General features: G+C 29.4%; 17 protein-coding genes. 12 read left to right on the top strand and 5 right to left on the bottom strand.

The window, feature by feature from the left end:
• The first annotated feature begins 4 nt into the window (after positions 1 to 4).
• The 8 genes from pth (at position 5) to B5E92_RS06590 (ending at position 9,989) form a co-directional block, all read left to right on the top strand.
• Positions 5 to 559 (top strand): aminoacyl-tRNA hydrolase, encoded by a 555-nt coding sequence (gene pth / locus B5E92_RS06625; protein WP_087300431.1) that lies wholly within the window; start codon positions 5 to 7, stop codon positions 557 to 559.
• A gap of 8 nt (positions 560 to 567) precedes the next feature.
• Positions 568 to 3,999, top strand: coding sequence for a transcription-repair coupling factor (mfd, locus tag B5E92_RS06620; protein ID WP_087300429.1), 3,432 nt, complete (start codon positions 568 to 570; stop codon positions 3,997 to 3,999).
• 239 nt (positions 4,000 to 4,238) lie between these two features.
• The gene (locus tag B5E92_RS06615) at positions 4,239 to 5,381 is read left to right on the top strand and encodes a PepSY domain-containing protein (protein WP_087300427.1); all 1,143 of its coding nucleotides are present in this window, start codon (positions 4,239 to 4,241) and stop codon (positions 5,379 to 5,381) included.
• Positions 5,382 to 5,656: 275 nt separating this feature from the next.
• Positions 5,657 to 6,178 carry an RNA polymerase sigma factor gene (locus B5E92_RS06610; RefSeq protein WP_087300425.1) on the top strand — a complete coding sequence of 174 codons (522 nt, stop codon included), beginning with the start codon at positions 5,657 to 5,659 and terminating at the stop codon, positions 6,176 to 6,178.
• Positions 6,179 to 6,181: 3 nt separating this feature from the next.
• Positions 6,182 to 7,168, top strand: coding sequence for a PepSY domain-containing protein (locus B5E92_RS06605; protein ID WP_087300423.1), 987 nt, complete (start codon positions 6,182 to 6,184; stop codon positions 7,166 to 7,168).
• Positions 7,169 to 7,213: 45 nt separating this feature from the next.
• Complete coding sequence (locus tag B5E92_RS06600) at positions 7,214 to 7,909, top strand: polyphosphate polymerase domain-containing protein (protein ID WP_204245244.1); 696 nt, start codon at positions 7,214 to 7,216, stop codon at positions 7,907 to 7,909.
• 10 nt (positions 7,910 to 7,919) lie between these two features.
• The gene (locus tag B5E92_RS06595; RefSeq protein WP_087300421.1) at positions 7,920 to 8,591 is read left to right on the top strand and encodes a DUF4956 domain-containing protein; all 672 of its coding nucleotides are present in this window, start codon (positions 7,920 to 7,922) and stop codon (positions 8,589 to 8,591) included.
• Positions 8,592 to 8,594: 3 nt separating this feature from the next.
• Complete coding sequence (locus B5E92_RS06590) at positions 8,595 to 9,989, top strand: CotH kinase family protein (protein WP_087300419.1); 1,395 nt, start codon at positions 8,595 to 8,597, stop codon at positions 9,987 to 9,989.
• Between the two features lie 53 nt (positions 9,990 to 10,042).
• Here B5E92_RS06590 and B5E92_RS06585 read toward each other — a convergent pair whose 3' ends face one another.
• Together B5E92_RS06585 and B5E92_RS06580 are read right to left on the bottom strand one after the other, a co-directional pair.
• On the bottom strand, positions 10,043 to 10,501 hold the full coding sequence (locus tag B5E92_RS06585) for a dUTP diphosphatase (RefSeq protein ID WP_087300417.1): 459 nt from the start codon (positions 10,499 to 10,501) through the stop codon (positions 10,043 to 10,045).
• Positions 10,502 to 10,547: 46 nt separating this feature from the next.
• Positions 10,548 to 11,150, bottom strand: coding sequence for a YigZ family protein (locus B5E92_RS06580; protein ID WP_087300415.1), 603 nt, complete (start codon positions 11,148 to 11,150; stop codon positions 10,548 to 10,550).
• Positions 11,151 to 11,243: 93 nt separating this feature from the next.
• Between B5E92_RS06580 and B5E92_RS06575 the strand changes: the two genes are divergently transcribed.
• Entirely contained in the window at positions 11,244 to 12,125 is an 882-nt protein-coding gene (locus B5E92_RS06575) for a DegV family protein (RefSeq protein ID WP_087300413.1), read from the top strand.
• On the top strand, positions 12,113 to 12,559 hold the full coding sequence (locus B5E92_RS06570; protein WP_087300411.1) for an S-ribosylhomocysteine lyase: 447 nt from the start codon (positions 12,113 to 12,115) through the stop codon (positions 12,557 to 12,559). The genes B5E92_RS06575 and B5E92_RS06570 overlap by 13 nt, the downstream gene beginning before the upstream one ends.
• A gap of 74 nt (positions 12,560 to 12,633) precedes the next feature.
• Here the strand turns inward: B5E92_RS06570 and B5E92_RS06565 are convergent, their stop codons facing one another.
• Positions 12,634 to 14,181 (bottom strand): ClC family H(+)/Cl(-) exchange transporter, encoded by a 1,548-nt coding sequence (locus tag B5E92_RS06565; protein ID WP_087300409.1) that lies wholly within the window; start codon positions 14,179 to 14,181, stop codon positions 12,634 to 12,636.
• Between the two features lie 123 nt (positions 14,182 to 14,304).
• On the opposite strand from B5E92_RS06565, the gene B5E92_RS06560 reads away from it, so the two are divergent.
• Entirely contained in the window at positions 14,305 to 14,760 is a 456-nt protein-coding gene (locus B5E92_RS06560; protein ID WP_087300407.1) for a MarR family winged helix-turn-helix transcriptional regulator, read from the top strand.
• A gap of 68 nt (positions 14,761 to 14,828) precedes the next feature.
• Here B5E92_RS06560 and B5E92_RS06555 read toward each other — a convergent pair whose 3' ends face one another.
• Complete coding sequence (locus B5E92_RS06555; RefSeq protein WP_087300405.1) at positions 14,829 to 15,458, bottom strand: ComF family protein; 630 nt, start codon at positions 15,456 to 15,458, stop codon at positions 14,829 to 14,831.
• Positions 15,425 to 16,528 (bottom strand): helicase-related protein, encoded by a 1,104-nt coding sequence (locus B5E92_RS06550; protein ID WP_087300403.1) that lies wholly within the window; start codon positions 16,526 to 16,528, stop codon positions 15,425 to 15,427. Before B5E92_RS06550 ends, B5E92_RS06555 begins: the two co-directional genes overlap by 34 nt.
• A 269-nt stretch (positions 16,529 to 16,797) precedes the next feature.
• On the opposite strand from B5E92_RS06550, the gene B5E92_RS06545 reads away from it, so the two are divergent.
• The gene (locus B5E92_RS06545) at positions 16,798 to 16,995 is read left to right on the top strand and encodes a cold-shock protein (RefSeq protein ID WP_087300401.1); all 198 of its coding nucleotides are present in this window, start codon (positions 16,798 to 16,800) and stop codon (positions 16,993 to 16,995) included.
• Positions 16,996 to 17,067 lie beyond the last annotated feature (72 nt).

Here is a 17,067-nt window from a genome sequence, read left to right as displayed (position 1 = left end):
TAAATTGAAATTAATTGTTGGACTAGGAAATCCTGGTAAGGAATATGAAGCAACACGTCATAATTGTGGTTTTATGGTTATTGATGCGCTTGCCGATAAATTAAATGTAACAGTTGATCAAAAGAAATTTAAAAGTTTATATACTAAATTTAAATATCATGGTGAAGATGTTATTTTATTAAAGCCGCAAACATATATGAATTTATCAGGGGAAGCAGTTATTGCTGCAATGAATTTTTTCAAAATTGATATCGATGATATTCTAGTTATTTATGATGATTTAGATATGCCGGTTGGTAAATTACGTTTACGTAAAAGTGGAAGTGCCGGGGGTCATAATGGAATAAAAAATATTATCTCACATGTATCATCACAGAATTTTAAACGAATTCGTGTTGGAATTGACCGTCATCCCTATATAAAAGTAGTAGATTATGTATTATCAAAATTTACTAAAGAAGAAACAGCGGCTATTAAGGAAGGTATTGATCGAGCTTGTGATGCTGTTATAGATTGTCTGGATCATGATTTTGATTATGTTATGAATCATTATAATTAGAGGTAATTATGAAAAAAATAGATGAGATTTTAAAGAAAAATCTGGCTTTTAAGACTCTGCTTAATGGCCAGGGAAGTATCGTTGTAAACAATGTAAATGATGAGGCACTATTAATAGCTAGTGCCTTTTTGCACTTGAAAAAAGATATTGTTGTTATTAAGCCGAATCAATATGAAGCTAATCTATTGTATCAGCAATTAGCTTTGATCAATGAACAGGATTGTTTATTTTTTCCAGTTGATGAGTCATATCGAATTGAAACATTGGCTTCATCACCAGAATTATTAGGACAAAGAATTGATGCATTATATCAATTGAGTCAAAATAAGCCTAAAATTTTAATTACTCACGGTCAGGCACTGGTTCGATATTTACCAACAAAACAATTATTTTGTGATAATTGTTTGGATATTAAAGTTGGCGATCATATCGATATCTATCAGTTACAAACAAAATTAATTAATGCGGGATATCAAAATGCGATGCGAGTCGATCAGCCATTTTATTTTTCTAAGCGTGGTGGAGTTATTGACGTTTTTTCGATTCAATATGAAAATCCAGTTAGAATTGAGTTTTTTGATGATGAAATTGATAATATTCGTTTCTATGATCAAAACAGCCAGCGAACAATTGAACATGTAAATCAAATTACAATTATACCTGCTAGTGATATTTTATATGAAGAAAAAGAAGTACGAGCAGTATTAGGAAAAATAAATGATTTACGTGATCAGCAGTTTGAAGAATTAGAAGAAATGTATCAGGATGAATATTTAAACAAGGTTGCTATTGACCAGGAAAATTTACGTAATCATGATACTAGCTTTAATATGTATAGCTATTATAATTTGTTTAATCAAACTGCTAATTTGTTGGAGTATGTTAATGATCCATTAATTATTCAAGTAAATCGTCATGATATTGAAATAGCATATAAGAATTACTTAGAAGAAAACTTTTATTATTATCAAGAACTAGCTAGTATTGGTAAAAGTGTTAAAGGATTAAATTTATTTAGTGATTTGTATCAAATTTTAGATCAGGATGCAGTATTCTTTAATCCGTTTGCTAAAGATGACAAAGATGTCTTCTTTAATGCTCGGGGTATCATGTTAGATAATAATGATGAAAATCTGTTGGTCAAAGAAATTAGGGATTATCTAAAAGTTTCTAAAGTATTAATTGCATTAGATGATGAACATCAAATAAAACTTATGTGTGAATTATTTGATCGTCATGAAATGTTATATACATTAGTTGGTATCAAGGATGAATTATATCCAGGATTAAATATTGGTATTTATCGATTAAATGCGGGGATTGAGTTAGTTGATGAAAAACTAGTAATCATCAGTGCTAATGAGTTATTTAAAACTCGTAATTTAAATAAACCTAAGTATTTAAAATATAAGAACGCTAAGATAATTAAAGATTATCAAGAGTTAAATGTTGGTGATTATGTAGTTCATGACAACTATGGAATCGGTCAGTATTTAGGAATCAAAACTTTAGAGGTTCAAGGTTTTCATAAAGATTATTTGTATGTGGCTTATGCTAATAATGATACTTTATATATCCCAGTAGAACAATTTAAATTAATTAGAAAATATTCAAGCAGTGAGGGAAAAATCCCTAAAGTTAATAAATTAGGAAGCTCTAATTGGCAAAAGACTAAGGCTAAGGCCCGTAATAAAGTTGATGATATTGCTGATAAATTAATCGAAATTTATTCAGCGAGAATTAACCAGCCTGGTTTTGCTTTTCCACCAGATGATCAAATTCAATTAGAATTTGAACAGGCATTTGGTTATGAATTAACGCCTGATCAACAGCGTTCAGTTGATGAAATAAAGGCTGATATGGAAAAGCCAACTCCAATGGATCGCTTGTTATGTGGGGATGTTGGTTTTGGAAAAACGGAGGTAGCTTTACGGGCTGCTTTTAAAGCAATCTTAGCTAATAAGCAGGTAGCTTTCTTATGTCCAACGACAATTTTATCGATGCAGCATTATAAAACCATGGAAGCTAGATTTAAAGATTTTCCAGTAAGGATTGCTTTATTGAATCGTTTTACTTCTTCAAAAAATAAAAAACAGATTTTATCTGATTTAAAACAAGGTAATATCGATTTATTAGTGGGAACACATCGGATTTTATCTAAAGATGTTATTTTTAAAGATATTGGTTTATTATGTATCGATGAGGAACAGCGTTTTGGAGTACGTCAAAAAGAACGTATCAAAGAATATCGAAAAACAATTGATGTTTTAACATTGACAGCAACACCAATTCCACGTACTTTACAAATGTCATTGATGGGAATTAGGGGACTATCACAAATTGAAACGCCACCTAAAAACCGTCAACCAGTACAAACATATGTGGTTGGTAAAAGTAATGTTTTAATTAAACAGATTATTGAACGTGAATTAGCACGTGATGGTCAGGTTTTCTATTTATATAATCGAACTAACCAAATTGCTAATGTTGCATATAATATTTCTTTGGCAGTACCTCAAGCTAAAGTGGCGATTGGGCATGGTCAAATGGATAAAAATGAACTTGAAGATGTTATGATGCGCTTTGTAAATAAAGAGTTTAATGTTTTGGTTTGTACAACAATTATTGAAACTGGAATTGATATTCCTAATGCGAATACTATAATTGTTGAAGATGCTGATCGTTTTGGTTTAAGCCAGTTATACCAGATTAAAGGACGCGTTGGCCGTAGTAATCGTGGTGCTTATGCTTATTTATTATATAATCCAGGCAAGATTTTAAATGAAGAAGCTAGTAAACGTTTAAAAGCGATTAAAGAATTTACAGAATTGGGTAGCGGTTATAAAATTGCAATGCGTGATTTAGCGATTCGTGGTGCTGGTGATATTTTAGGTGGTACTCAATCTGGATTTATTGATTCGATTGGTTTTGACATGTATATGAAAATTCTTCAAGAAGCTGTTAATGAAAAAATGGGTAAAGTTAATGAGGAAAAAGAAATTAAGTCAGTTAATGTTAATGTTGACGGTTATATTCCTCATGACTATGTTTCAAGTGATATTGAAAAATTAGAATTATATCAACGCCTTGATCAGGCTAAGACAATTGTAGCTATCGATCATTTAAAATCAGAATTTATTGATTATTATGGTAAATTACCTAAAGAGGTTGCCGTATTAATTGAAAAGAGAAAGTTAGATATTTTAGCTAATAGTGAAATAATAGAAGATATTGTTGAAGTTAAAGGAAAAATGCAGGTTACTTTTACAAAACAATATAGTAAAGAATTAAAAGGTGATCAATTATTTGAATTAGTTAATCGTTTATTTACACGACCTGGCTTTAAACAAAGTGGTGGACAGGTTATGTTATTATTGCCTAAATCTGATCAATGGTTAGAACGAATTAATCAATTAATATCAACATTAAGTGCTTCTTAGGATATTAAAAATTAAATTGATGAAAACAGAAGTGGATATCATTTTTAAATGATTTTAAGCTTCTGTTTTTATTTTATAATTTTAAACAATAAATACATCAAATATTTGATGTATATAATTATTTTTTTACTATATTTAATTTTTTATAAAAAATTTTAAAATTTATGCAATAAAGCAGGATATTAAAGCATTGATATAGTGAAAAGCAAAACAAAAGAAAATTGAAAGGGGAAAATAAAATGAAAAAGGTTAGTTTATTAATTTGTGGAGCGATGTTAATGGTTATCTTGAGTGGCTGTGGTAGCAATACAGCATCAAAGACAGAAACAATAGTTACAATGGATGTTAATCCAAGCATCCAATTTGAATTAAATCAGGATGATGAAGTAGTTGGAATTAGTGCTGGAAATGAAGATGCTAAAAAGATTTTAGAAAAAGTTGATGTTGAAGATGATGATGCTAATAAGGCAGTTGATAAAATTGTTGATTCTTTAGTAGATGAGGGGCATTTATCAACAGAAAATAATACTGTTTTATTATCAGTTGATAACGATGATGATGATAAAAGAATTGAATTAGAACAAAAATTAGGTGAAACAATTCAATCATCATTAAAAGAAAATTCAATTGATGGCGCAATCTTTTCACAAGATATGGATATTGATGACGATGTTGAAAGTTTAATTAAAAAATATGATATTTCTTATGGTAAAGCAACTTTAATTGAAAAGATCTTAGATGAAAATGATGATAATCAAAAAGCTTATAAAGTTGAAGATTTAGTAAAATTAAATGCTCAGGAATTGATCATGATTTATCAGTCAATGGAAAGAAAAGATGATGATGATATATTATTAGGTAGTGTCAGTACATCAAAATACATTACTAGTGATGAAGCTTTAGCAGTAGCATTAAGTGATGCTGGTTTAGCTCAAAATCAAATTGCTGATTTAGAAATTGATTATGATATTGAAAATGGTGTTTTAACATATGAAATTGAATTTAAAGGTAATGGTAAAGAATACGAATATGAAATCAATGCTTTTAAAGGAGTTATCGAAAGAGAAATAGAAAGTGCTTCTTCATCACCAGCAACACCAGCAGTAACACCAAATACCAGCTCTAATTCTGGTGGCGGTAACTATGATGATAGTGACTATGGACCAAATAATGATGGTGTAACAAATTATGATGATACTGATTATGGACCAAATAACGATGGTGTGACAAACTATGATGATACTGATTATGGACCAAATAATGATGGTGTAACAAACTATGATGATACTGATTATGGACCAAATAATGATGGTGTGACTGATTATGATGATAACGATGATGATGGGGATACTAACTACGACGATACTGATTACGATGATTAAAAAAAGTGAATCATATGATTCACTTTTCCTGATATTTTTATAAAGTTGAGATTAATTAGTGATTAATTTATGATTTAAAAAAGATTGTAAATTATAGGTTAAAAATAGTGGAAAATCATGATCGTAAAATTTTGGTAATGTAAAGATATTTATTGGAAAAACGTAGTAAAATCCAACGTTTTCTTAACATAATTAATACAAAATTTACATGAGCTTAACATAGCAATATTGTAAATTTGCTATAATTTTTTTGAAATGGGAAGGAAAGAAGTTGGATGGTTAAGGATAAACGATTAGATGAATTATTAAATTTATTAAAAGAAAAAAATCAAGAAGTTTTTGCAGAATTATATGATATCATGCATGATGAAATCTTTCGATATATTTACAGTATAGTTCGTAATAAAGAATATGCTCAAGATTTGACTCATGATACTTTTATTCAAATATATAAAAACGCAGGACGTTATAATCAAAAAAGTCATGCTAAAGCATGGATGATAACGATATCTCGAAATATAACTTATATGTCTTTACGTAAATCCAATCGGGAACTGCTTGTTGATTATGAAATTGATCATCCAGATCAAGGAATGAAAGAAACAATTCATGATAAAATCTTAATCGAAAAAATGATGACATTATTAAATAATGAAGAAAGGGAGATTATTGTTTTACATATCATTGAAGGATTTGCCTTTCGAGAAATATCTAGCATCATGGATATTGGCTTATCAACAGTTCTTAGTAAATATCATCGCTCATTAAAAAAATTAAGAAATAGCATGGAGGTGTAAAAATTGAAAAATCGTGAAATTAAAGATCAATTAAAAAAAGAATTTCGACAACTCCAGATGAATGATATAAAAAAGGAATTACTAGATGAAATTAAATATGTTAAACAAGTAGAGGCTTCTAGTAGTAAAAAGACTCATCGTAAACTGGTTAGTCATTGGAAAATGAGTGCGATATGTTTATCAATGATAATTATATTAAGTTTTGTAACTGTTAATTTTAATCAAAGATCACATGATGGTTGTATTGTTTCTTTTGATGTAAATCCTAATATTGAATTAGAAGTTAATGATGAAAATCGAGTAACGGATTTTGATTATCATAATGAAGAAGGTAAATTAGTTCTTAAAGATATGGATCTAATTGATACTGATATTGATGTTGCTGTTAATGCTATTATCGGTAGTATGTTTAAAAATGGGTATATCGATGAAATTAAAAACTCTGTTTTAGTTACTGTTCAAGGGGATGATCGTAATACTCGTGAAGAATTGAAAAAACGGGTTGCTAATGATGTAAAAGAAGTATTAGATGGATATTCAATTCAAGCATCAGTAGTTTCCCAGGATATTGAATACTCTAGTAAAGTAGAAAAATTAGCTGATGAATATCAGATTTCTGTTGGTAAAGCAACATTAATTCAAGAGTTGATCAATGCCAATCCTAGTTATGAGTTTAGTGATTTAACTAATTTAACGATCAATGATTTAAATACACTTGTTCATTATAAAAATATTCAGTTTAAAACTATTACAATTGATGGCGTTGAAAGTCATGATGGATATTTAAGTGATGAAGAAGTAAAAGAAAAGGTTTTAGAACATGCAAAAGTAGCTGAAAATGAAGTTATTAGCTATCAATCAAATATGGATTGTGATGATAATCGTTTGATTTTTAATGTTCAAATGCAAGATTCTTATGCTATTTATAATTATCAGTTAAATGCTATTAGTGGTGAAATTATCACTTTTAATGTTGAAGTAAATGTATAGGAGTTTATTAAAATAAACTCCTAATTTAATATAAGGAGAACAGTTATGCTGCTTGAAAAAGAGCCAATTTCTTATCGCCATGAATTAAAACATCGGATGAATAGTGGTGAGGATTTTTGGATTTCAAATCGATTAAAATTATTATTTGACTTAGATGATCATAGCAATGAAGATGGGATGTATCAGGTTAATAGTTTATATTTTGATACCTCTGAAGATAAAGCGTTATTTGAAAAATTGAATGGTGTTAAAAAACGTGAGAAGTTTAGAATACGTTATTATAATAATGATTTTAGTTTTATAAGATTAGAAAAAAAGATAAAAAATAATGGATTATGTGCTAAAAGAAGTGCGCAACTTAGTAAAGAAGAAGTTGAAAAAATATTAGCTGGAGATATTGATTTTCTATTGGCTAGTGAAAATCCGTTATTAATTGAATTTTATAGTAAGATCAAAGGGGAAATGTTACAGCCTTCAGTAATAGTTTTTTACAGACGGGAAGCTTATCGTTATTTACCAGGAAATGTAAGGATCACAATTGATCGTGATTTACATACGGAAACAAATGTTTTGAATTTCTTTGATTTATCAAATGGAATTGCAGCTGATCTAGGTGTTTCTATTTTAGAAGTTAAATATGATGAATTTTTACCAGATATTGTATTAAAAATGGTTCAAGGCATTTCTCAAAAAACAGGAGCATATTCAAAATTTGCTCAATGTCGATTGAAACATTGGTAGGAGAGGAAAAATGAATTTTAGTGATATTTTTAAATCAAGTTTTTTAGAAAATGCAACGGCAATTTCTTTGTTTGATATGCTAGTGGCCTTATTATTGGCATTTAGTATTGGTTTGTTTATCTTTTTTGTGTATAAAAAAAGTTATAGTGGTTTAATGTATTCAGCGAGTTTTGGTACTACTTTGATAGCTTTAACGATGATTACAACTTTAGTAATCTTAGCTGTAACTAGTAATATTGTTTTATCACTAGGGATGGTAGGGGCGTTATCAATAGTCAGATTTAGAACGGCAATTAAAGAACCAATGGATATTGCATTTTTGTTTTGGAGCATAGCTGCTGGTATTGTTTTAGCAGCGGGTTTAATTCCTTTAGCGGTAATTGGCAGTATTATGGTTGGGTTAGTTTTGATAATTTTTTCTAATCGGAAAAATGTCTTACGACCATATATTTTAGTTGTTCATTGTCAAGATGATGAGATTGAAAAAAAAGCAAGTCAGTTTGTTAAAGAACAGGTAGATGCTTTTTCTTTGAAGAGTAAAAGTATAAAAAAACAATCAATTGAATTAAACTATGAAGTAAGAATAAAAGATCAAAGTGCTTTATTTATAAATGAATTATCAAATATGGAAGGAATCACATATGCGGTTTTAGTTTCTTATAATGGTGATTATATGGGATAAGTTATGATTAGGCATAAACATTTTGATAAAATTGTTATTGTAACAACAGTTTTAGCATTGATTTTTGCAACTGGACTACTTTTTAAAGGACAATGGGGATTACAGTCAACTGATTCTATGCCACCATATGCAAATAAATTATTTGATGATAGTTATGTTCATCAAATTGATTTGCAGTTTAATGATCCGGAAAGTTTTTTTGCAAATGCCAAAGAGGAAAAATATGTTGAAGCAACAATTACGATCGATGGTGAAGTATTTGAAAATGTAGGTTTACGAGTAAAAGGAAATAATTCATTACGTTTAGTTGAACGTTATGGTTTGACAAGATATAGTATGAAAATTGAATTTGATCATTATAATAAGGATTTAAATTACTATGGTTTGGATAAAATGTCATTAGATTGTTCGTTTCAGGATAATAGTTATCTAAAAAACTATATGACTTATCAGATGATGAGTTTTATGGAAGTACCATCATCGTTGTGTAGTTATACCTGGGTAACTATTAATGATAAGGATTGGGGGCTTTTTTTAGCGATTGAAGAAGTAGAAGAAGCATTTGTAAAAAGAAACTTTGGCAAAAATTATGGTAAATTATATAAACCAAGTTATCGAAGCTTAGATGATGAAAATGCTGATATTGCCCTTAAATATATTGGTGATGATGTTGAAAATTATAATAATATTTTTAATAATGCTCGATTTGATATTACATTGGAAGATAAAAAAAGATTGATTGAAGCAATTAAAATACTTGATAGTGGCAAAAACTTAGAAACAGCAGTTAATATTGATGAAGTGTTAGCATATTTTGTGGTTCAAGTGTTTGTTGTAAATATGGATAGTTATTTAGGACGAACTGGTCATAATTATTTTTTGTATGAAGAAGAAGGTATTATGACAATGATTCCTTGGGATTATAATTTAGCTTTTGCTACTTATTCACTTGGAATGCCTAATCCTATTAATGATGCAACGTTATATGTTAATTATCCAATTAATACGCCAGCTTCAGGAACAATTATGAAAAATCGTCCTTTATACCATCATGTAATGAAAAATGATGATTATTATAAAAAGTATCATGAATATTTTGATTATTTTGTAAAAGAGTATTATGAAAATGGTTATTTTGAAAAGAAAATAGCTAAAACAACTAAAATGATTGCTCCTTATGTAAAAAAAGATCCAACTGCTTTTTGTAGTTATGAAGATTATTTACTAGGAGTAGAAACTTTTAAAGAATTTTGCAGTTTACGCTTTCAAAGTGTTCGTGGTCAATTAGAAGGCAAGATTGCTTCAACCTGGAAAGAACAAGAAACAAATACTACTAAAATAAATGCTGATCATATTTGGTTGCCAGATATGGGAGAAATTGCTGATTTGAAGGATTAGTTAATAAAAGGCCAGATAAAATTGTAATTAATACAGTTTTACAGGCCTTATTTTTATTCTTTGATATAGTTTTCTAAAATAGTATCAAAATCAATACCAGCTTTAAATCCTAACGTAAAATAATCATCAACACAATTTTGGAAAGCTTCAAAAGTATATGTTTCATTGATTTTTAAAGCATTTTGATAAACTTTGATTAATTGATTAGCGATACTAATCTGGTCATTTATTTCCTGATAATTTTTTAAATTATCAACATGCAATTCAAAACCAATTGACATTAACATATGCAGTCCATCAATATAATAATCAATTAAATCCTTACTATTAGTTGAAGAATTATCCCAGAAACTAAAAATATGTGCTTCTTCACCAAATTTACCAAGTTCACATAAGAATGCTAAAACTTTAGCTTCTACTTTATCCTTGTTTAAAATGGCATGGTCAGGATTACTGACTAATTTTAGTTCATGAGTAACGTGTTGTTGATAAATTTTATTAATCTCATTCATTGATTTTCACCTCTTATTAAGTATTATACTCTTTTTTATGACCTTTTCATGAATTTTGTTCAATATAGTCATCATGAAGATATTCTTTTTTGTAGGTGTTATTAGTTAAATCTTGAATAACATCTAAAAAATCCAGATTTTCTAGATAACAATAATAATTAACACGATCTAAATATTCTTTATTTATACATTTTATTTGATGAACTTTTAAAAGATGATCAAATTTTTTAGTATAAGAATAATCAATTGTAATTTTATATAGTGGTACCAGATGTTTTTCAACGATGTCTGCTTCTTTTAAAGCATCGGCAACACTTTGACGATATGCCCTAGTTAGACCGCCAGCCCCTAGTTTGATTCCACCAAAATAACGGGTTACAATTGCAATAACATTAGATAAGTCATTTTTTTCTAAAACATCCAACATTGGTAAGCCGGCAGTACCGCTAGGTTCACCATCATCATTAGCTCTTTTAGCATTTTGAACGATGTATGCAACACAATTATGAGTAGCATCATGATATTTTTGTTTATATTCATCAATTATATCATTAATTTGTGCTTCATTATTGCAAGGTATTAAAGTACAAATAAATTCTGATTTTTTAATCGTCCAGCGATAAACGGTAATTTCACGTACTGATTTCATCTAATCCCTCATTTCTTTATTATCATAACACATATTACTAGCAAAAAGTTAATAAATTTGGTATATTAGAAACGTAATTATAGGAGGCATACTATGAAAAAGATAGCAGTTTTAGCTGATAGTGGTTGTCAATTTCCAATCGGATCATTAGAAGCTGAGGGAATTTATATTGTTCCTCTTACAATAACAATGGGAGAACAGTCATATTTAGATTTAGAAGAAATAAGTGCCGAGGAAGTTTTTCGGCGTATGGAAAGAACTAATGAGATGGTATTAACATCACAACCATCAACTGGTTCAATCCAAGGAACAGTTCGTAGAATCAAAGATGCAGGTTATGACCATATTATTGGTTTACCAATTGCTACTGGTTTATCTTCTACCTTAAATGGGATGAAGTTAGCTTGTGATATGGTTGGAATTCCAATCACTTTGATTGATACTAAGGCAACAGCTTGTATTCAGCGTTATTTAATTAGAGTAGCTAAAAAATTGATTGATGATGGTAAAAGTGTTGCTGAGATTGAATCTATTTTAACTTCATTGGTTGAAGATTCCGGAACATTGATCATGGTTCCTAATCTTGATCATCTAAAAAAAGGCGGACGTATTACTCCAGCGGTTGCTATTTTAGGAAATTTATTAAAAATTGTTCCAGTTATGAAACTGAATTATAAACTTGGTGGTAAGATTGATACTTTTGATAAAGTAAGAACAGTAAAAAAAGCAAATTTAAGAATTATTGATCATTTAGTTAATGATTGTGGAGTTAATAATAAAGATTATGTTATTGCCATTGAACATGTTTTAGTTAATGATCTTGCAAATCAAATGAAAGAAGAATTAATTAAAAGAATTGGAGATTGTTATATTACAGTTCGTGAGTTACCAGCTGTAGTTGGTGCACATATGGGTGTTGGCGGTATTGGATATCAATATATACGTAAATATCAAGGGTTATCATGGAACGAATAACAAGTTTTAGTGTTGACCATACTAAATTAACTAAGGGAGTTTATATTTCTCGAGTTGATGATAATTTAACTACTTATGATATTCGTATGACTTCACCAAATATCGAACCGGCTTTAAAACCAGAAGCAGCTCATACAATTGAACATATTGGGGCAACGTTATTAAGAAATGGTAAGTACCGTGATAAAATAATTTATTTCGGGCCAATGGGTTGTATGACAGGGTTTTATTTAATTACTAAAGATTTAGATTTTGATACAGTTATTGAACTTGTTAAAGAAACTTTTATTCAAATTGCCAACTGGGATCAAGAAATTCCGGGAGCTAAAAAAGAAGAATGTGGTAATTATACATTTATGGATTTAAAGACAGCTAAAAATGTGGCAACCAATTTTCTTGAAAGCAAATGGGAACATCAGTACCATTATTTATAATAGAAATCTTATAATCACTGGCATTGTTTGTCAGTGATTTTTTATATAATAAAACGTGAGTTTTAATCTCACGTTTAACTAATCAATTCAGATACTTGATCATAGATCAAGCTTTCTTGTGCTTTATCACACATAACGATAATACTATCACCGCTTTTTAAATATGTATCGCCACGAGGAATAAATTCTTTTCCATCACGTTGTAAAGATACAATTAAACATTGACTAGGCCAATCAACTTCTTTTAAAAGACAGTTTTCAAGCTTACAATTAGGAACAATCATAAAATCTAAAAGTACTTTTTCACCAACTCCTTGTGGGATAGGGAAATTCCGTTTTTTCAATAAATTTGTCAATAAACTTTCATAAATTGGTTCAGCTTTTAATAAATCAGCTACGATATAAGCAACGATTGTAACTAAAGCAATTGAAAGAAGATGATTTAGTGAACCGGTCATTTCAAAGATTAAAATTATTCCAGTCACTGGGGCTCTAACGATTGCGGTAAAATAACCAGCCATAGCTAGTAAAACAAAATTATTGATATATTGGGCTTCTAAACCAAGATAAATATGAGCAAGATTACCCATTAGTCCCCCAATCATACAGCCAATAACTAATAACGGGAAGAAAATTCCGCCTGGAGCGCCGGAACCAAAACTAATTTGAGCAAATAGAAATTTGCCAATTAGAAAAAATAAGATCAAGGAAACTGTAAGTTTACCTTTTGTTAATAAGTCAACTAATGTATCACCATTGCCGATTAATTCTGGAATAGTAAATCCTAAAACTCCTGCTAAAATAAAAGGAATTAATAATTTTTTAAAAGGAGTCAGATTAAAATGACTATAGAGATTTTGGATGTAAAGCAATGATTTATTATAAAAAGCGCCTAATAATCCTAAAACAGCTCCTAAAATTAATAACATCCAGTAATAATTAGTTGGGATGGTGCTAACTACATTAAAATTAAAAACAGGATCCATTCCTAAAAGCTGGCTCATTACATAATCTGCAGCAATTGATGAAGTCATTACCGATACTAATAATGGTGCGGAAAAATGTTTATGAACTTCTTCTAAAGCAAACATTACTCCAGCTAATGGAGCATGAAAGGCGGCAGCCAAACCAGCACTAGCTCCACAGGTCAATAGATATCGTTCTTCAGTTTTATTTCTTTTTAAAATATGACCAATTCCTTTACCAGTCATTGCCCCTAACTGGATAGAAGGACCTTCACGTCCTAATGCTAGACCGGCAATGTTTGATAAAAAGCCACCAGCAAATTTACATATTAAAACTCGCCACCAGTTAGCATCAATTTTACCACTAAGTTCACCTTCAAGCTGTGGAATACCACTTCCTGATATTAAGGGTTCAAAAGTCACTAGTTTAGAGACGATCTTAGCAAGTATTATTAAAATTACAAACCATAATGCAATTGTAAAAATTGATTCTTTACAAAAAGTTAAAATCTTATTAAGCCACAGGGCACCCTGGCTTAAACAAACTCGATAGCCAACAATAATAAAACCGCTGGCAATACCAACAATTAATCCCTCCAATAATAAAACTAACTTAAATCTTTTTGAATCTAATATTTTTGTTAATCTGTTTTTCATAAAATTCCCCATTTCAAAATTATTATAAATCGAAATGTGTGAATTAGTAAAGGCTGTTTTTTATTTGGTGAATAATTGTTTTATTTCTCAAAAAAATAAGGTACAATTAAAGTGGTGATAGAAGTGAGTAGACGTTTAGATGCAATTGAAACCGTAGTAGCAGTTTTTAACGAAGCAATGGCAATTCAAGAAATATATTTAAAAAAAGGTAAGTTTAAAGAATTGTCGATGAGTGAAACCCATGTTCTTGATGCCATTGATAAAGTCGATTTTCCTTCAATGACAAATGTTGCTAAAGAATTGCATATCACTGTAGGTACTTTAACAACTGCTGTAAAAAAGATAGCTGAAAAGGGATTTTTAGTTAAAGAACGTTCTACAAAAGATCAACGAGTTTTTTTATTGAAATTAACCAAAAAAGGGCATGAAGCTTTAGTAGTTCATGAAAATTTTCATCGTGAATTAGCTAATATTTATAAATCAGCAATTCCAGACGAACGACTTGACTGGGTTTTTGATACTTTAAAAAAAATTAAAATTGATCTTGAAAGTTTCAAAAAAGAATTAGAAGCAAAATAGTGGCGTGATGCCACTATTTTCTTTATCACTATATTACATATCATTAGTGAAATATCTGGTGTGTGATATCATGTAAACAAATTATCAATTTGATTACTTGCCAAAACAATGATTGAAATCGATTTGGGGTGAAAAGAAGCAATTAGATTTGCACAAGCCATGATAGTATTACCAGAGGTAATAACATCATCAAAAATAATTACATCTTGATTAAATAATCGATGACCATCTTTAATTTTGATATGCTGTTTAATTAAACTACGATCATTTTGACTAGCTTGTTTATATGAAGAAGTTTTATATAAACCAGTAAAAATATTATTACTAAAACTTTGAACGATCATTTCATTAGGATTAAAACCCCGTCGCTTATTATCTTCATCGCTACTAGGAACAATGGCAATTAAGTGACGCCGATATCGGGTTTTAAAATCATAGAAAGGATTTAAAAAGGCATCTTTTAAAGCATAATCATCTTGTCCTTTGTATTGAAATAATATTTTTTTAAAAAAGCTATTGTAATAATATAAAATAGTCAAAGGATAATTGTGAAAGTAGTGTTGTTGATTATAGATATCAAATTTGTTAAGGCAATCTAAACATAGTGATGACTGGTGACAAAAATGATATAAACTAGGCTGGCTTTCAATTTCGTGAAAACAAATTAAGCATTGTCTTGCTTTATTGTAGATATGCATTTTTTTATCGCCTTAGTTTTATATGGGGTAAAAATACTTATCGAGCCATTTGGGTGATTTATATTTCGTCCCACTCGTCCACATATTTGAATCAAGGTGCTTTGATTGAAAATACGATTATTGCCTTGTAAAACAATTACTTGAACATTATCAACGGTAATTCCGCGCTCTAATATTGTTGTTGCAACGATAACATCAAGTTTTCCGTTTTTTAAAGCAGCTAATCTTTTTTCAATTTTAGTAGTTTTAGAACTACATTCTAAACACTTCAGCTTAAATAATTTAAAGATTTTAGTGCATTTGTAAGTTTGTTTAATACTGGGAACAAAAACTATTGTAGGCTTGCTGTTTTTTACATTTGCTTTTATTTTAAAAACAGCAATTATGTAAGCGAGCCAGTTAGGTGTGATATAACATTTAGGGATGTCTAATAAGTGACCGTGATAACGTTTAGTCATTAATAAATCCGGGTTATCATTCATTGTTGCTGACATATAAATATAGTTACCTTTAATACTATTTTCTAAAATACTTTGAAGAACGTCATTGTTGGCATATGGGAAAGCATCTAGTTCGTCTAAAATCAATAAATCAAAAGTATTGGGATATCGGTAAAGCTGATGAGTTGTACAAATAATAAATTGACCTGAGGTGATTTTGGTATGACCACCATAAACACATGTAATGTCGATGTTTGAAAATTGACTTTGAATTCGATTAGCTAATTCAATTACTAATTCCTTACGTGGGGTCGTAAAACAAACACAATGATTATTGTTAAGGGCATATTTGATTACTTCATAGGTTATTTCTGTTTTACCGGCGCCGCATACCGCTTTTAAATTAGTATTTTTGTTGTTAATATAGCGGTTTAAAAGATCTTTAGAAATCTTTTGTTGTAAGGGGGTTAGCTGATAGTCTAAATGATAATCTATCTTGGCTTTTGGCAGATTAAAGCTGTTTTTGACTATTTGTTTGCTACCAACATTAATGCATTTACGGCAATATGTTATTTGGTTAAAAGTATAAAAATATTTTGGATCTTGATTTTTACATCGTGGACAAATCATCTTTATCACCTGACTATATTATAACGCAAATTGTAGTGATTTTTGTCTTAAATTGGTGATAAATTTGTCTCGTTGATGTTTTATTTTTGTTTAGTTAAAATATGATAATTTTATTTGTTTTTTTAGTTATTGATTGTTATTTTGACAATGAATAAGCCAAAATAAGCTAAAAAAGGTAACGATGCATTTTTTGTCGAGTGAAATTAATTTATCTTAAAAAATAATAGTAATATACTAAAGTTGACCAAATGATTAAAGGGGTGAATGAAATGCAAGGAAAAGTAAAATGGTTTAATGCGGAAAAAGGTTTTGGATTTATTGACCGTGGTGATGGAAAAGATGTATTTGTACATTATAGTCAAATCTTACAAGATGGATATAAAACTTTAAATGAAGGCGAATTAGTTGAATTTGAGCTTTATAAAAGTGATCGTGGGATGCAGGCCAAACATGTAGTAAAAGTTTAAAAATATTTAAAAGCCAATAGACTTGAAGTGATTCAAGGAATATTGGCTTTTATTTTACAATTTATAAACAAT

Origin of the sequence: Erysipelatoclostridium sp. An15, assembly GCF_002160675.1 — a bacterium.
In the GTDB taxonomy this organism is placed as follows: Bacteria; Bacillota_I; Bacilli_A; order Erysipelotrichales; family Coprobacillaceae; genus Thomasclavelia; species Thomasclavelia merdavium.
Note: the sequence above shows the minus strand (reverse complement) of the source record. Positions and strands in the feature narration are given on the sequence as shown.

What these genes read in the sequence shown, in the direction of transcription:
- mfd (WP_087300429.1), top strand. Translation starts at nt 568, where the DNA reads ATGAAAAAAATAGATGAGATTTTAAAGAAAAATCTGGCTTTTAAGACT.
- B5E92_RS06615 (WP_087300427.1), top strand. Translation starts at nt 4,239, where the DNA reads ATGAAAAAGGTTAGTTTATTAATTTGTGGAGCGATGTTAATGGTTATC.
- B5E92_RS06610 (WP_087300425.1), top strand. Translation starts at nt 5,657, where the DNA reads ATGGTTAAGGATAAACGATTAGATGAATTATTAAATTTATTAAAAGAA.
- B5E92_RS06600 (WP_204245244.1), top strand. Translation starts at nt 7,214, where the DNA reads ATGCTGCTTGAAAAAGAGCCAATTTCTTATCGCCATGAATTAAAACAT.
- B5E92_RS06595 (WP_087300421.1), top strand. Translation starts at nt 7,920, where the DNA reads ATGAATTTTAGTGATATTTTTAAATCAAGTTTTTTAGAAAATGCAACG.
- B5E92_RS06590 (WP_087300419.1), top strand. Translation starts at nt 8,595, where the DNA reads ATGATTAGGCATAAACATTTTGATAAAATTGTTATTGTAACAACAGTT.
- B5E92_RS06585 (WP_087300417.1), bottom strand. Translation starts at nt 10,501, where the DNA reads ATGAATGAGATTAATAAAATTTATCAACAACACGTTACTCATGAACTA.
- B5E92_RS06580 (WP_087300415.1), bottom strand. Translation starts at nt 11,150, where the DNA reads ATGAAATCAGTACGTGAAATTACCGTTTATCGCTGGACGATTAAAAAA.
- B5E92_RS06575 (WP_087300413.1), top strand. Translation starts at nt 11,244, where the DNA reads ATGAAAAAGATAGCAGTTTTAGCTGATAGTGGTTGTCAATTTCCAATC.
- B5E92_RS06570 (WP_087300411.1), top strand. Translation starts at nt 12,113, where the DNA reads ATGGAACGAATAACAAGTTTTAGTGTTGACCATACTAAATTAACTAAG.
- B5E92_RS06565 (WP_087300409.1), bottom strand. Translation starts at nt 14,181, where the DNA reads ATGAAAAACAGATTAACAAAAATATTAGATTCAAAAAGATTTAAGTTA.
- B5E92_RS06555 (WP_087300405.1), bottom strand. Translation starts at nt 15,458, where the DNA reads ATGCATATCTACAATAAAGCAAGACAATGCTTAATTTGTTTTCACGAA.
- B5E92_RS06550 (WP_087300403.1), bottom strand. Translation starts at nt 16,528, where the DNA reads ATGATTTGTCCACGATGTAAAAATCAAGATCCAAAATATTTTTATACT.
- B5E92_RS06545 (WP_087300401.1), top strand. Translation starts at nt 16,798, where the DNA reads ATGCAAGGAAAAGTAAAATGGTTTAATGCGGAAAAAGGTTTTGGATTT.